The organism is Pseudoalteromonas sp. A601, from assembly GCF_002165575.1.
GTDB lineage: Bacteria > Pseudomonadota > Gammaproteobacteria > Enterobacterales > Alteromonadaceae > Pseudoalteromonas.
The window spans coordinates 34921-50805 of the sequence record NZ_MXQF01000026.1; the positions used below are offsets into that span (position 1 = coordinate 34921).

Genomic DNA, 15885 nt, shown 5'->3' on the forward strand with positions numbered 1-15885 from the left:
TGCAATTGCAGCCAATAAAAAAGGAGCCATAAGGCTCCTTTTTTATTCTCAACGAGAATTAAACATCTAGATTAACTACGCGTAGTGCGTTTGTTTCGATAAACTCACGACGCGGCTCTACTTGGTCACCCATCAATGTTGCGAATAGTTGGTCAGCGCCAACAGCATCTTCAATGGTTACTTGCAGCATACGACGAGCATCAGGGTCCATTGTAGTTTCCCACAGTTGACTTGGGTTCATTTCGCCGAGTCCTTTATAACGTTGGATATAGATCCCACGCTTAGACTCTGCAATCAACCAATCCAATGCATCCACAAAGTTATCAACAGCTTTCGTTTTTTCACCACGTTGGATATATGCACCTTCAGAGATGATATTTGCAATATTTTTACCTGTTACAGCAATACGTTGGTAATCTCTTGAGGTAATAAAGTCATAATGTAATACGTGTGCTTTATCCACACCATGCTGACGAATATTCACAACAGGGTAATATAAATTACGCTCAGTATCGTACTCAGTACCGGCATGGAAAATTGTTGCATCTTCGTCACGCTCAATTAAGTCATCAACAAGCTCTTTGGTCCACGCAATTACTTTTTCTTCATCAGCAAGATGCTCAGCTTTAAGCTCGCTTTGGTAAATCAAACGATTCATAACCGTGTTCGGGTATTTACGCTTTAAACGCTCAATCACTTTAACTGTATTTTGGTAATCGTGAACAATACTTTCAAGTGCTTCACCTTCAAGCGCTGATGCATCAGCACTGGTGTAGAGTGCTGCACCATTTAGCGCTAACGATGTTAGATAATCAACTAATGCTGGATCATCTTTAATATATCGCTCTTGCTTACCTTTTTTCACTTTATAAAGTGGAGGCTGAGCAATGTAGATATAACCGCGCTCGACAATTTCAGGCATTTGACGGTAGAAAAATGTTAGTAACAATGTACGAATGTGAGAACCATCGACGTCGGCATCGGTCATGATAATGATACGATGATAGCGTAATTTTTCAGGGTTGTATTCGTCACGGCCAATACCACAACCTAGTGCTGTGATTAGCGTTGCTACTTCTTGCGAAGATAACATTTTATCAAAACGTGCTTTTTCAACGTTTAAGATCTTACCTTTAAGCGGAAGAATCGCCTGATTCTTACGGTTACGACCCTGCTTGGCTGAACCGCCAGCTGAGTCACCCTCCACTATATATAGTTCAGATTGTGCTGGGTCTTTCTCTTGGCAGTCAGCAAGTTTACCTGGTAAACCTGCTAAATCCATAGCGCCTTTACGACGGGTCATTTCACGTGCTTTACGTGCAGCTTCACGTGCGCGTGCCGCATCAATAATTTTACCAACAACGATTTTTGCATCCATTGGGTTTTCTAATAAAAACTCAGTGAATTTTTCAGCCATTGCTTGCTCAACCGCAGACTTAACTTCACTCGATACTAGCTTATCTTTTGTTTGCGATGAGAATTTTGGATCAGGAACTTTAACACTAACAACTGCAGTTAAGCCTTCACGAGCATCATCACCCGTTGCATTACTGGTTGTTTTAGCTTTCTTGTTAAAGCCTTCTTTTTCCATATAATTATTAAGCGTACGAGTTAGCGCAGATCTAAAGCCCGCTAAGTGAGTACCACCATCACGCTGTGGAATGTTATTTGTGAAACAGTATATGTTTTCTTGGAACGCATCATTCCACTGCATAGATACTTCAACGCTAATACCATCTTCTTCACGTTCGTGAGTAAAATGGAAAACACCTTTATGTACTGGGTTTTTATTACGATTTAGATATTCAACAAACGCTTGAATACCCCCTTCGTATTTGAAGTGATCTGATTTATTTTCTTCTCGCTCATCCGTTAAGATGATGCTCACACCTGAATTCAAGAATGATAATTCGCGTAAACGTTTAGCTAAAATATCATAATGGAAATCTAAGTTAGTGAACGTCTCAGCACTTGGCCAAAAGCGTAACTCAGTACCTGAGCTATCAGAGTCACCAATAACAGCTAATGGTGCATCTGGTACACCCATGGTGTAAGTCTGCTCGTGTAATTTGCCTTCACGGCGAATAGTTAGTTTTAGTTTTTCTGACAATGCATTTACAACAGAAACACCAACACCGTGTAAGCCACCTGATACTTTATAAGAGTTATCATCAAACTTACCACCGGCATGAAGTACTGTCATAATAACTTCAGCAGCAGATACACCTTCTTCTTCATGGATTGAAGTTGGAATACCACGACCGTTATCTCGAACAGAGACTGAACCGTCTAAATGAATTGTGACAAAGATGTCATCACAGTGGCCAGCTAAGGCTTCATCAATAGAGTTATCAACGACCTCAAACACCATATGGTGTAAGCCTGTGCCATCATCGGTGTCCCCTATATACATTCCAGGACGCTTTCTTACTGCGTCTAATCCTTTTAGTACTTTAATACTCGACGAATCGTAATTCTCAGACATGGTTAATCCCACTTATCTTGTTATTAGGTTGCCATGTTTCACGTGGAACATTTGTAGTTCTCGTTGCATGGGTTCCACCACAGCAGAAATACTTTCAGACTCAATTGCAGAGATAAATATTTGAGAATTACAGTGCGACAATAATTGGCCGACCTTCTCTTTTGTATCTTCTCCAAGTTCTGAAGGTAAATCATCTATTAGCAATATAGATTGCTTTTCAGTCTCTGATTCAATCAAACTATTTTGCGTTACTTTTAACGCATAAAGCAATAGCTTCAATTGACCGCGGGAAAATGTATTTTCAACACTATTACCAGAGACACTAAAATTAAAATCGGCCTTATGTGGGCCTTTACTTGTAAAACCTTGGCGGCTATCGCGTTCAAAGTTTTGTTCAAGGGCGTCGCTTAAAGACTCAGTCTCTTTCCAGCCAGCTTGATAGTTTATTTCTAAATCGCTAATAAGCGTTAAGTCTGCACACATTTTATCAAAAAACTGCTGCTTAAACCTACTTATATACGCAATTCTTAAAGTATTTATTTGTTCTGCCAGTCTAACAAATTCTTTATCCCAAAACCTAATTTGGTCAAAATAATTTCTTGGCTTACTTTTCAATAATGCATTACGTTGTTTTAATACTTTATTGAATGATTGCCATAAATAAAAAAAGTCTTGTTCCACGTGGAACAATCCCAAATCTAAAAATTTACGGCGCTCTTTTGGGCCACCAAAAAATAAAGAGTAGCTTTCAGGTGTAATAACCTGAACAGGCATGAGTTGTGCGAGCTCAGAGACTCTGCGGCTAGTTTTGCCTTGAATCTTAAGCTCGGTATCACCATTTAAGCTTTTGCTGATACCGATAGGTATAGACAAGTTATAAAGCGATTTTCTACCATGAATTGTAAACTTACTTTGCTGGTGCTTTATAATGCTTTTATGTTTAGGTGTACGAAATGATTTGCCATGAGAAAGGTAATAAATAGCCTCTAAAAGGCTGGTTTTTCCACTGCCATTTTCACCGTAAATTACATTGATACCGTTTACTGGCTCTAATGTAAGCGCCTCAACATTTCTAAAATCATTGAGGCTTAAATGACTTAAACTCATAGAACCTTATAAGCGCATTGGCATAACAACGTACATGGCTTCTTCGTCACCTGCACCTTCAATTAATGCACTGCTGTTTGAATCTGCAAGGGTAAATAAAACATCTTCAGTTTTTAGTGTGTTCAATACATCAAGTACATAAGAAACGTTAAAACCAATCTCTAAGTCATCGCCTTGATAATTTACCTCAACCACTTCTTCTGCTTGCTCTTGCTCTGGGTTGTTTGCAGTTATTTTTAGTAAACCTTCAGAAAGGTTTAGCCTAACGCCTCTAAACTTTTCATTTGATAAAATAGATACACGTTGAAACGCACTGCGCAACCATTCACGATTAGCAGTAATTACTTTATCACCACCGCGCGGTAATACTCGGCGATAGTCAGGAAAACGACCATCGACCAATTTACTGGTAAATGTAAACTCAGTATCGATAATTCGAATATGGTTAGCACCAAACTGAATAGTTACCAGCTCTTCGTCGGCAACCATTAGGCGCATAATTTCTTGCACACCTTTACGCGGTATAATTAACTGGCGCTGGGTATTTAATGATTGCGGTAGTTCTTTCTGTGCAATAGCTAAACGGTGGCCATCTGTTGCCACTGTTTTAATATCAGCATTATCAACTTCAAACGACATACCATTTAAGTAATAACGCACGTCTTGATTAGCCATAGAAAAATGTGTGCTTTCTAAAAGCTTACGCAACTCTAATCGCGTTAACTGAAATTCAACTTCGCCATCCCACTGCTCTAAATTAGGAAAATCTTCAGCAGCAAGCGTTGTTAATGAAAATCGGCTTTTACCACTCGTTAAAAGCAACTGATGGTCTTGGCTAGATAATGTTAATTCACAACCATCTGGCAAACTTTTACAAATATCGAGCAATTTTTTTGCTGGTAACGTTAGCTTTGTATCTTCAACATCGTCACCAACAAATACGTTAGCGACTAGCTCAATTTCAAGATCAGTACCTGTCATGGCCAACTGACCATCTACGACCTCTAACAACACGTTAGATAAAATCGGCAAAGTGTGTTTGCGTTCTATAGCACCCGACACTTGCACTAAAGGTTTTAAAAATTGATCTCTTGGTATGGTTATTTGCATAGTAAAGTCAGCCTTAAGATGACAATGTTCTTATTAGGTTTTGATAATCTTCTTTCACTTCGTGACTTTCATCACGTAGCGATTTAACTTTGCGGCACGCGTGCAATACAGTGGTGTGATCACGTCCACCAAACGCGTCACCAATCTCAGGTAAACTGTGATTAGTGAGTTCTTTTGACAATGCCATAGCAACTTGGCGCGGCCTTGCTATAGAGCGGCTACGGCGTTTTGAAAGTAAATCTGATACACGAATACGATAATACTCAGCAACAGTGCGCTGAATATTATCAATAGTGACCAGCTTATCTTGCAAGGCAAGTAAGTCACGGAGTGCTTCTTTAACAAAGTCGATTGAAATTGGGCGGCCGGTAAAATTAGCGTTGGCAATTACACGGTTAAGTGCACCTTCTAACTCACGTACATTTGAACGCAGTTTTTTTGCAATGAAAAACGCGACTTCATGAGGTAAGTTAATTTTACTCTGCTGCGCTTTTTTCATCAAAATAGCAACCCGCGTTTCAAGCTCAGGCGGCTCAATCGCAATGGTTAAACCCCAGCCAAAGCGTGATTTAAGGCGGTCTTCAACCCCTTCAATCTCTTTTGGATAACGGTCAGAGGTTAAAATAATTTGTTGGTTACCTTCAAGTAAAGCATTGAAAGTATGGAAGAATTCTTCTTGAGAACGCTCTTTGTTAGCAAAAAATTGAATGTCATCAATCATTAATGCATCAACACTACGATAATAACGCTTAAACTCTTCTATGGCGTTATTTTGCAGCGCTTTTACCATATCTTGTACAAAACGCTCTGAATGCATATACACGATTTTAGCATCTGGCTTATTCGCCATGATGCCATTACCTACGGCATGTAATAAGTGCGTTTTACCTAAGCCGGTTCCGCCATATATAAATACAGGGTTAAAAGCAGCACCTGGGTTATCTGCAACTTGTGTTGCCGCCGCTTTTGCTAACTGGTTAGATTTACCCTCTACAAAACTATCAAAGGTATAGTTTTCTTTGATGTTTGATTTATATCCAGACTTAGGCGCAGGTTCAACAGCTTGCTTAACCGCTTTAGGCGCTTGTTTAGCAGCAGGTTGATTTACAGGGGTTGTACTTTCTACTACAGGCGCAGCCATTTGTGTATTAAGAATCGGCTTACTACCAACGTCAAAACGCAACTCTGGCGCTTCGTCTTTACAGATCTCAACCAATAACTCATTAATACGATTAAGGTACTTCTCTCTTACCCAATCAAGCACAAAACGGTTAGGCGCATAAATAGTCAGGGTATCTTCGGTACTTTCTGCTTGTAGTGGTCTTACCCACATACTGAACTGCTGCGAAGGCAGTTCATCTTGCAATACATATAAACAACTTTGCCAAACCGACAGATACACAGTTAAACTCCCAAAGATTTAGTTTTTATTCCCGGTCACATTAAAACAACCAAAAATCATACTTTAATTACTATTATTTAGGCAATTTATTAACCCAAGACCGAGTATTATGAAGGTACTTTATCCACAAGTACAAGATTGATTTTTTTTAAAAATATGATCTCAGCCATAAAAAACAGTAACAAACTGATTTTAAACAAATAATATTTTTAATACTAATGAGTGATCATAACAAAAAAGACACTAGATCGCGATTAAAATGTATGATCTAATTTACTTACCCCAAGCTTTTATGCACTTTTTATACAGAGGCTGTGGAAAACTCTATATTAATGATGATCCTATAAGATCTCACAATAGGATCCTTGATAATTAAAGTGTTTGCGCTGTAATTATGATTGACTTTTGTTGTCTTCCTCTATAATATCTCGCGCTCGCAATGGCACCTGTGCCAGGATCGCGACCTGCATAGGATGTTTTAACCTTTAACCGATCGGATGGAATTGTTATGAAAAGAACTTTTCAACCTAGCGTTTTAAAACGCAAACGTGCTCACGGTTTCCGTGCTCGCATGGCAACTGTAAATGGCCGTAAAGTATTAGCTCGTCGCCGCGCTAAAGGCCGTAAAGTTCTTTCTGCTTAATATAAGTGGAAGACTTTAACTTTGGCAGGGAGTTACGTCTGTTAACTCCCTCGCATTACTCTCGCATATTTAATGAACCCGCTCGGGCTGCAACTCCTTTTTTTACCTTATTAGCAAAACCTAATGACCAAGCAAAACCTCGCTTAGGCCTTACTGTTGCTAAAAAACGAGTTAAAAAAGCCTGCCAACGTAACCGTATTAAACGTCTTGCTCGCGAAAGTTTTCGTTTAAATCAGCACACCATTGATAATATCGATATTGTGTTAATGGTTAAAAGTGGTATTGATGAACAATCAAACGAAGAGCTCACTAAACAATTAACGAAGTTGTGGCGCAAAATTAATGAACGCTGCAAACCTGGCGCACCTAAGCCTCCACCATTTAAAAAACGCCCTAACAAATCGGCTAAATCCAATAAACAAAGCCAATAGCAATAGAATTATAGGGTTAATTAAGGTATCTTTAGCTCACCTTTTAATCATGCATTTAAAATTCCGTTTCGGGTGTTTAAATTCATGGTATCAACCCACTAAATCTACACAGAGGATAGAACATCATGAGGTTACTTAAACCACTTGTTGCTTTTCCAAAGTTCTGTTTAGTGTTTTTAATTCGCGGTTATCAAAAGTGGATTAGCCCACTGTTAGGCCCGCATTGTCGTTTTAATCCCACTTGCTCAAGTTATGCTATTCAAGCAATTAATTTGCACGGATCAGTAAAAGGCAGTTGGTTAGCGCTCAAACGCATATTAAAATGTCACCCTTTACATTCAGGCGGAGACGACCCCGTACCTGAAAAAACAACCCATATTAACCACCAACACGAGAAATAAGAGCTGTTATGGAATCGCAACGCACGTTTTTATTCATCGGTTTGATGCTTGTATCGTTTTTATTGTTTCAAGAATGGAATAACGACTACAACGCACCTAAAGCCGATCCTAGTGCCAACACACAAACACTACAATCTAACTCACCTGATTCTGATGATTATGTACCTTCATCTACAGATGGTGACTTACCAACTGCAGCAACCAGTGCAAAACGTTCAGTAATCGAAGTTACAACAGACGTATTCACTGTAAAAATTGATACCCGCGGTGGTGATATTGTTGAATCAGACCTACTCCAATATGAAGAAGTAAAAGGTGAAGAAACACCATTTATGCTTTTAGGTGAGTTTGATGGCAATCAATACTTCTCACAAAGTGGCTTAATTGGTTTAAACGGCCCTGACGCTTCAAAAGAAGGTCGCCCAGTTTACAGCACTGAACAAAAAAGCTTTACCCTTGAGGGTGATGAGCTTCGTGTTCCTTTAACGTTTACTGATAGTAAAGGTGTTACGTTTACTAAAACCTATGTATTCAAAAAAGGTCAGTACGATGTTGCTCTAGAATACAACGTAAACAACGCCACAGCTGAGCCGATTCAAGTACAGCTTTACACACAAATTAAGCGTACAGTTCAAGAAAAAGGCAACTTAGTTGACCAAAACTACTTAGGTGCTGCTTACGGCTCTAGCGAAGAAAAATATGAAAAGTATAGCTTTTCAGACATGGCTGATAAAAACCTCAGCATTAATACACAAGGTGGTTATGTTGCCTTTATTCAGCACTACTTTGTAAGTGCTTGGGTACCTGCGCAAGAACAACAAAACACCCTTTACAGTTTAATCGCATCAGGTAATGCTGCCATCATAGGTACTAAAGGTGAGCCAGTAAATATACAAGCTAACCAACAAACTACCATTGGTGCTACCTACTACATGGGCCCGAAGGAGTCTGATACATTAGAAGCGATTCACCCTAACCTAGATTTAACTGTAGACTACGGTTGGTTATGGTTTATCTCACAACCATTATTTGTATTACTAAAATGGTTATACGGTATTTTAGGTAACTGGGGTCTAGCGATTATCGCTATTACAGTTATTATAAAATCACTAATGTACCCACTTACTAAAGCACAATACACCTCAATGGCGAAGATGCGTGCGCTGCAGCCTAAAATGGCTGCACTTAAAGAAAAGTATGGTGATGACCGTCAAAAATTCGGTCAAGCAACGATGGAAATGTACCGCAAAGAAAAAGTTAACCCTATGGGTGGCTGCTTCCCTATTTTGCTACAGATGCCAATCTTCTTAGGTTTGTTCTATGTATTCTTAGAATCAACAGAACTACGTCATGCTGAGTTTATATTTTGGTTAACTGACTTATCAGCGAAAGACCCCTACTTCATTCTGCCAATATTATTTGGTGCAAGTATGTTTATAACCCAAAAGCTACAACCAATGACAGTGACTGATCCGATGCAGCAAAAGATGATGACTTACATGCCTGTAATCTTCTCTGTGTTCTTCTTATGGTTCCAGTCTGGTTTAGTACTTTATTGGTTAGTGTCTAACCTTATTTCAATCGCGCAAATGCTCTATATTTACCGCGGGATGGAAAAACAAGGAATAAAAGTAAGGGGCTAACAAACCTTATTACTGAAAAAGGCGACTTAGGTCGCCTTTTTTATTGCCTGTTTTTCAACACAGCTATTCGCTACAAATAAATCCATAGGTTACAATACGCACATATCGTTATTCATTTAGTTGGCAAATTATTAGCATGATCAATCAAGATACAATTGCAGCCCAAGCAACCGCGCCAGGACGTGGTGGTGTAGGTATTATTCGCGTTTCAGGTAGCTTAGCAAAGAGTGTTGCTGAGCAAATTATTGGTCGTTGCCCTAAAGTACGCTATGCCGACTATGTGCCATTTAAAAGCCTTGCAGGTAAACAGCTTGATCAAGGTATTGCTATTTTCTTTGCGGGCCCTAATTCATTTACCGGTGAAGATGTACTTGAGTTACAAGGTCACGGCGGCCCGGTAGTGCTAGATATGCTATTAAAGGAAATAAGCCAAATAAACGGTGTACGACTTGCCAAGCCGGGTGAATTTTCAGAACGCGCCTTCATGAACGATAAAATGGATTTAACCCAAGCTGAGGCCATTGCTGATTTAATAAATGCAACCAGTGAACAAGCAGCTAAAAGCGCCTTACAATCACTTCAGGGTGAATTTTCAAAGCATATTGAGACGCTCGTAGAAAAAGTAATTCACCTGCGTATGTATGTTGAAGCGGCGATTGATTTTCCTGATGAAGAAATCGACTTTCTATCAGACGGTAAAGTCTCAGGTGATTTAAATGCCATAATAGAGCAGCTTTACAATGTCACCAATCAAGCCAAACAAGGTAGTATTATGCGTGAAGGAATGCGTGTTGTTATTGCTGGTCGCCCTAATGCAGGTAAATCAAGCTTACTTAATGCCTTAGCTGGTAGAGAAGCCGCCATTGTCACTGAGATTGCCGGCACAACGCGTGACGTACTGAGAGAACATATCCACATTGATGGTATGCCACTACATATTATTGACACCGCCGGCCTACGTGAAAGCCCAGACCGAGTCGAACAAATCGGTATTGAACGTGCCTGGGATGAAATAAATCAAGCTGACCGGGTGTTGTTTATGCTCGACGGTACAGACACCACAGACACCGACCCACACGCTATTTGGCCGGAGTTTATGGCTAAGCTTCCAGACGGTATGGGGGTGACGGTGATCCGAAATAAGGCTGATTTATCAGGCGATGAAGTAGGTATGAGTGAAAACCAGCAATATCCTGTGATAAGTCTCAGTGCTAAAAATGCTGATGGTATAGAGTTAGTTCGTACTCACTTAAAGGCATGTATTGGGTTTGATGGCGCAACGGAAGGCGGTTTTATGGCACGCCGTCGTCATTTAGATGCGTTAGACAATGCCGCCCATCATTTGCATACAGGTAAAGACCAATTAGAGATGCATATTGCTGGTGAAATCCTGGCAGAAGAGCTGCGTTTGACGCAGCATTACCTCAATGAGATTACTGGCGAATTTACTTCTGATGACCTGCTCGGAAAAATATTTAGCTCATTCTGTATCGGTAAATAACAAGGTAAACCAACACCTAAATTAAGTTAAGAACCTAATTTATTGATAAATTTAATAGCTTTTTTATCTTTCAATAGTTTCCTTTAGTTTCATAATATGGGCCTCGATTGGCCCATCGACCTCTTTGTCGTAACCATTACTGGTCCACCAAATAGGAAGTTATTAAGGTTCGAAAGTAAAAAAGAGCTGATGAGCCCCCTACCAAGTCTATTTTAATAAAGAAGATTAGATTAGGGAAACAGATAAATATAGGCTTATTTACTTTCCCGCTTGCGGGGTTCCGATTTATGGCTTTACGGGGTTTGAAAGGAGTGGTTTGGTTCAATAAATGAGAGGAAATTGTTTAAAAATAATAGAAGCGACTTGGTGAGTTTGCTATGTTATTGACATACTTAAACTTTGCTCTTTGAATAGAATAATATATGGATGTTCCAAAAAAAATAAGAGATAGCAGTGCGATAGCTTCATGGAGTGGTTTTATATATCAAGGAAAAGTTGCTCTTTATCATTGTATTAACTTACTCAACGATGAAAGTTATAGACCATGTAACTTAAAGGTAGAGTCTCTTGATGATTTTGTTATTTATAGTCAGGAAGATAAGGCTTTAAGTCTTCATCAGGTAAAAGCTAGAGTAGATAGTAAACGCTCTGCATATAATTCAGCAATTCTACAGGCAGCTGAGATTGCAGCATATGGAATTGATGAAAATACTAAACGCTGGTTTCATGTTGCTCGTGAACTAGATGACTTTTCTCCATTTAATCCATCCAACACTACGCAAAGCAAAGTTGAGTTTTATCGCTATAATGATGGCAACCAATATCTTCAGCTGGACCAAGTTAATGAAAAGCTTGAGAAAGTAATGCTGGACTATTTAGCAAAAGCTAAACTAAACAGCTCTCCATTACTAATACAGTATAAGCTTGCCTTGCTCTATACGTTACTTGATACAAAAGTTATATCAGCTCATTCCAAGATTCACAATGAGGGTGAAATAAAGTTTAACGCAGCTAATAAAACTCCAATTTTATTTACTGAGATTGAAGAATGTTTAAAAGCAGAAGTCCTAGGTGATACCGATGAACGCATGGTTTTGAACAGATTTAAACGCAACTTACTCGAAAGAACTGATCTCCTTATAGAAAGTAATGAAACTTCATCACAAATATCACTTATTGATATATTAGCTTGCCGAAACGCTATTGCCCACATGGATCTGTCAAAGCTGAAGAGGCTCTATTATGCTAAAAAGCCAAATATAGCCTCTGTTACCATTGAAGGATTTAGCCATGATAGTGTAGAAAACTATATGGATATAATTGCACTTATTAGGAAATTAGTAGTTGCCCCTGATCTTCCCCATTATTACCAACAATTATTTGGCACATATCTACCAACAGCTATTCAATTAAAAAAAATCAGTGAAAAGCTATCTTTATCAGAAATACAAAACAATGTTGAAGCATTACGAGAAAACTCAATAATTCAGGATATTTTGTACGAATATAACAATTTAATTGTTGAAATGAAGCATCCCCCTTTCCCACTCAGTGAAGCTTCGAAAATAACGGGAAAGTTTATAGATGTTTCTGAGGACGATGAAGAAAAGAACCGACTCACTAAAATTCATAACGTAAGGTTTATCTCCACGGAAGATGCTCAAGAGGAACTAAATGATTAAACATATTATTCAACAAGTAGCTGAAAAGTCACCTTGTCAATTTCAACAGTTGGAGTCTCCATTTGAAGACTTAGATTTTTATGAAGCAAAAGACCCTCGCTTCCAGCGCTTCCTTGTTGTTCTAGAAGTCAATCAGCTATGCTCTCCATCTGAGCTAAATGCTCATGTACAAAATAAAACCCCTGAAAGCCTTCTAACAAAACCATCTTTTGCTAAGAATACTGACTTGGTTATCTTATTCAAGTTGGACGAGCTTACAGAGCTTCCGCAGCAGGAGCATAGTATTTTTGATATTGAAGAAAATGCCTATAGCCTCAAGAAACATGTTTTATATTATACAACAAAGGAACTAGACCAACTAAAGCAATACTTTGATAGAGGTGAATACATAGATTCATTAATATCAAGCTCTGAAGCTTTTAAAAACTATAAAGAAAATCCAAACGAGGAAACTGCATTTAGCTTAACCTGCCGTCTTTTTGTCAAACTTCCTTTTTTGGCTGCTCCAATACAAGAGTCAACTTTAGAAGACGCAAATAAAATTGCAGATCAGCTGCTAAGCGAGAAGCAACTTTTAACCTTCTTCCAATCAATAGAGTTACAAATTGCTAAAGGTAGTGAATATAAAAAAGTCATGGAGGCACTGATCGATGAACAAATGGCGAATTAATCGACTAAAAATAAATGGCTTTAAAGTATTCTCTTCCTTCGAAGAGCATTATGAAAGTGATCTAATCATCTATGATGGACCAAATGGATTTGGTAAAACATCTCTATTTGATGCAAAACAGCTACTTTTCCGAGGGAAGCTACCTAGAATTGCAGCTCGATTAAAACCAGTTACCCCTAATAAACATAGCTTTAAAAGTAATCTTTATAGGCATAATGGTTATACTGGTGATATCTGTATTGTGGCTGAGCTAACTAATGGCAGCGAATCAATAAGTATTATGCGTAAAGCTGAAGCTAATGAAATGAAGTCCAAAAAAAACAAGCCTAGTGAGTTCTCTATTTTTAAGTTATATCAACTAGTAAACTTCAATGACTGGGCTTCAGCAGAAGAAATTAAAGATGAGAATGCGTTCTGGCAACAACACTTAGGGAGTAACTTTCAAAATAATTTCGACGTATTAAACTACCTTCAGCAAGATAGCAAAGCATTGGTCATTCCAGATGGTTGCTGCGAAGATACAACTCGAACCAAGCAAATTGAACACCTTATCAATTTAGATGAACTTGAAGCTAGAAGGGAAAATATCAGTAATCTAAAAGTTGCTCGAAAATCAGCTTACGAACAAGAACTACAAAAAAAAGACTTATTAGATGAAGAAATTACTCTACTAAAGCAGCAGCTATCTGCATCAGGAGAAGCAGCAGAATATTGCCGACTGACTACTATGGAGCCAACTCCAACCTGGGATTCAGAGGCCCCTCTAACAATTGAGCGCGTAGCTGATTACCCAAGTCAACTTGCCCAGGTGAATCTTCTTAAAACACTTATCGAGCACTCTAGCGAGATCGAGTTGCGAGAAAGAAACGGGAAGAAAAGAGCTTTCTTACAGACAGAAGAGTTTGCTTTAGCCATACGCCTTGTTCCGCATTTTCATAAACTACAAAAGTTAAAAAACTTACGTGAACAAAGAAAACCATTGAATCAAGCAATAACCATTGCCAAAAAAAGCGCAACTGAACTAAAAGAAATTGACTTGCCACCACTCAAACAATCGTTGGCAGATCAGTTCGATGACTTTTGTGAGCTAGTTAAGAGTAAAGAACAACTGCAAACCTACCAAGGTAAAATAGAGGAAACAAAGAACAAAACTCTAGAGTTAATAAATCGATTAAAAGCAGCTATTAATCAAGATGAGGCTCACTGTCCTCTGTGTGGTTTTGATTACAATGAACAAAAATTACTCATTGATGCAATAGATATCCAAACAAAAAAAATTGAAAGAGAGCTTGATATAAATGGGCAAAAAGTAGCTAGCTATACGCAAAAAATTAGTATAGCCCTACAAACACTACTTCCAAAACTTGAACAACAACTAGTTAAAATAGATACAGAGTTCAACCCAGTGCTACTTCGTGAATTGGAGTTGAATGAGCACCTATCACCGCGTCTAATCAAAATCGCAGAACGTATTCAAAACCTAAATATTACACTCCCAACTGAATACTTAGAAACCCCACAGGAAAAAACAGAACAAGTTGAGATTGTGCGTCAACAAATACAATCGTCATTTGAAGCTGAAAGCGACTTACTTTCAGAGCAGGTTTTAGCTTTCTATCATAGTACTTTTCGTAACTCTGAAGAGCTTAAGGTTATAACTCAGGATTTAATTGAAAAGAAATTAGCTTATCTACATAACGAGCACAACAAACTCATCAGTAAAACACATGAAAAAAAACTAATAGCTTTCAACCAATCCAAAGCAAGGTTAGAGGCTATTAGCAAGGTAGAGAATAAGTTAAAAGAAACTGAAAAACAGCTCAATTTAGCTCGTAATACATATATAAACAAAACACTTGGAGAGATTGAGCTACTGTTTCACATATACAGTGGACGTTTATTACAAAACATGCAGACTGGATTAGGTATTTTTTTAGAGCGAACTGAGGGAACTCAAAAAGATACTCCTTTGCAGTTTAAAACAGTAAAGGGGAATGAACACGATGCTGTTCTCTCTATGAGCAGCGGGCAAATCAGCGCCTTAGCACTAGCTTTATTTCTTGCTCTTAACAAAAAATATGCAGAAACAGCCTTTGTTTTCATTGATGATCCTACGCAGTGTATGGATGAAATCAATATAGCATCTCTCAGTGATTTATTAAGAGTAGAATTTCGAGATAGACAAGTAATAATGTCAACCCATGAACAAGACATAGCTAACTATTTGATATACCGCTACGGTAAAGCAGGATTATCACATAAAAAAATAAATCTTTTGAAGAAACATAGAGATGAATATATTAATAACTTTTAAGGCGGATTCCCTGCGAGTCGCCCGTCGAGGCCACTGCTCATGATGCCTCGACATCCAATCCGCCTTAAAAAGTTGCAGGGCCAGAAGAGGTTTGAGCGCATAAAAAAGGTGTTGCAACCTCTGATCACTGTGATAATTTTAATTATGAACTAGCTCGAAATGAGTATAAAGATAAAGGGCCTATTTCACTGCCCGCAACACGTTCCTGAGGAGCTGCATTCGCAGCATTATGGGTCATACGACCAATCAACCCCCTATAAACAACACAAATATAAACCACAGTAGTTCGCGCTGTATTTCAACAGAAATCACACGGCTCAGCTTTGTTGCTTTAGATCAGTTAGTCTTTTTTGTTACGACAATATGCTCGGATACGCACCGTTTTGTGATTTTCTCTATACTTTCAAATCAAATTTTAAACTCAAAAGGGAGGTAAAATGTACAAATGAGAGTATCGTTTTTAACAACTGGTAAGCTGGTGGAAAAGTATTACAGG

General features: G+C 38.5%; 12 protein-coding genes. 8 read left to right on the top strand and 4 right to left on the bottom strand.

The genetic code is table 11. From position 1 onward, the window contains the following. Nucleotides 1-58: 58 nt before the first annotated feature. From gyrB to dnaA, 4 genes are read right to left on the bottom strand one after another with little or no spacing between them, the layout of a single operon-like run. Complete coding sequence (gyrB, locus tag B5G52_RS17310; RefSeq protein ID WP_087533902.1) at nucleotides 59-2485, bottom strand: DNA topoisomerase (ATP-hydrolyzing) subunit B; 2427 nt, start codon at nucleotides 2483-2485, stop codon at nucleotides 59-61. 12 nt (nucleotides 2486-2497) lie between these two features. Next, the gene (recF, locus tag B5G52_RS17315) at nucleotides 2498-3592 is read right to left on the bottom strand and encodes a DNA replication/repair protein RecF (RefSeq protein WP_087533903.1); all 1095 of its coding nucleotides are present in this window, start codon (nucleotides 3590-3592) and stop codon (nucleotides 2498-2500) included. A gap of 6 nt (nucleotides 3593-3598) precedes the next feature. Then, a complete protein-coding gene (gene dnaN, locus B5G52_RS17320; protein ID WP_087533904.1) occupies nucleotides 3599-4702 on the bottom strand; it encodes a DNA polymerase III subunit beta in 1104 nt (367 codons plus the stop codon). A gap of 13 nt (nucleotides 4703-4715) precedes the next feature. Continuing rightward, nucleotides 4716-6104, bottom strand: a complete 1389-nt coding sequence (dnaA, locus tag B5G52_RS17325; protein WP_087533905.1) for a chromosomal replication initiator protein DnaA — start codon at nucleotides 6102-6104, stop codon at nucleotides 4716-4718. Nucleotides 6105-6612: 508 nt separating this feature from the next. Between dnaA and rpmH the strand changes: the two genes are divergently transcribed. The 8 genes from rpmH to B5G52_RS17365 all read left to right on the top strand — a co-directional run bounded on the left by rpmH (nucleotide 6613) and on the right by B5G52_RS17365 (nucleotide 15389). After that, nucleotides 6613-6747, top strand: a complete 135-nt coding sequence (gene rpmH, locus B5G52_RS17330) for a 50S ribosomal protein L34 (RefSeq protein WP_004335215.1) — start codon at nucleotides 6613-6615, stop codon at nucleotides 6745-6747. Between the two features lie 5 nt (nucleotides 6748-6752). After that, nucleotides 6753-7178, top strand: coding sequence for a ribonuclease P protein component (gene rnpA, locus B5G52_RS17335; RefSeq protein WP_016710423.1), 426 nt, complete (start codon nucleotides 6753-6755; stop codon nucleotides 7176-7178). A 125-nt stretch (nucleotides 7179-7303) separates the two neighbouring features. Next, nucleotides 7304-7579: a membrane protein insertion efficiency factor YidD gene (yidD, locus tag B5G52_RS17340; RefSeq protein WP_087533906.1), complete on the top strand. Its 276-nt coding sequence runs from the start codon at nucleotides 7304-7306 to the stop codon at nucleotides 7577-7579. A gap of 8 nt (nucleotides 7580-7587) precedes the next feature. Continuing rightward, complete coding sequence (gene yidC / locus B5G52_RS17345; RefSeq protein ID WP_087533907.1) at nucleotides 7588-9222, top strand: membrane protein insertase YidC; 1635 nt, start codon at nucleotides 7588-7590, stop codon at nucleotides 9220-9222. A 136-nt stretch (nucleotides 9223-9358) separates the two neighbouring features. Further along, the gene (mnmE, locus tag B5G52_RS17350; RefSeq protein WP_087533908.1) at nucleotides 9359-10723 is read left to right on the top strand and encodes a tRNA uridine-5-carboxymethylaminomethyl(34) synthesis GTPase MnmE; all 1365 of its coding nucleotides are present in this window, start codon (nucleotides 9359-9361) and stop codon (nucleotides 10721-10723) included. A 422-nt stretch (nucleotides 10724-11145) separates the two neighbouring features. Further along, nucleotides 11146-12405, top strand: a complete 1260-nt coding sequence (locus B5G52_RS17355) for an ABC-three component system protein (RefSeq protein ID WP_087533909.1) — start codon at nucleotides 11146-11148, stop codon at nucleotides 12403-12405. Next, nucleotides 12398-13075, top strand: a complete 678-nt coding sequence (locus tag B5G52_RS17360; protein WP_087533910.1) for an ABC-three component system middle component 1 — start codon at nucleotides 12398-12400, stop codon at nucleotides 13073-13075. The genes B5G52_RS17355 and B5G52_RS17360 overlap by 8 nt, the downstream gene beginning before the upstream one ends. Beyond that, nucleotides 13056-15389 carry an AAA family ATPase gene (locus B5G52_RS17365; RefSeq protein ID WP_087533911.1) on the top strand — a complete coding sequence of 778 codons (2334 nt, stop codon included), beginning with the start codon at nucleotides 13056-13058 and terminating at the stop codon, nucleotides 15387-15389. The genes B5G52_RS17360 and B5G52_RS17365 overlap by 20 nt, the downstream gene beginning before the upstream one ends. Nucleotides 15390-15885 lie beyond the last annotated feature (496 nt).

Bases quoted from the DNA above. Each gene is read 5' to 3' on its own strand.
- mnmE (WP_087533908.1), top strand. From the start codon at position 9,359: ATGATCAATCAAGATACAATTGCAGCCCAAGCAACCGCGCCAGGACGT.
- B5G52_RS17360 (WP_087533910.1), top strand. From the start codon at position 12,398: ATGATTAAACATATTATTCAACAAGTAGCTGAAAAGTCACCTTGTCAA.
- recF (WP_087533903.1), bottom strand. From the start codon at position 3,592: ATGAGTTTAAGTCATTTAAGCCTCAATGATTTTAGAAATGTTGAGGCG.
- B5G52_RS17355 (WP_087533909.1), top strand. From the start codon at position 11,146: ATGGATGTTCCAAAAAAAATAAGAGATAGCAGTGCGATAGCTTCATGG.
- yidC (WP_087533907.1), top strand. From the start codon at position 7,588: ATGGAATCGCAACGCACGTTTTTATTCATCGGTTTGATGCTTGTATCG.
- rpmH (WP_004335215.1), top strand. From the start codon at position 6,613: ATGAAAAGAACTTTTCAACCTAGCGTTTTAAAACGCAAACGTGCTCAC.
- yidD (WP_087533906.1), top strand. From the start codon at position 7,304: ATGAGGTTACTTAAACCACTTGTTGCTTTTCCAAAGTTCTGTTTAGTG.
- B5G52_RS17365 (WP_087533911.1), top strand. From the start codon at position 13,056: ATGAACAAATGGCGAATTAATCGACTAAAAATAAATGGCTTTAAAGTA.
- gyrB (WP_087533902.1), bottom strand. From the start codon at position 2,485: ATGTCTGAGAATTACGATTCGTCGAGTATTAAAGTACTAAAAGGATTA.
- dnaN (WP_087533904.1), bottom strand. From the start codon at position 4,702: ATGCAAATAACCATACCAAGAGATCAATTTTTAAAACCTTTAGTGCAA.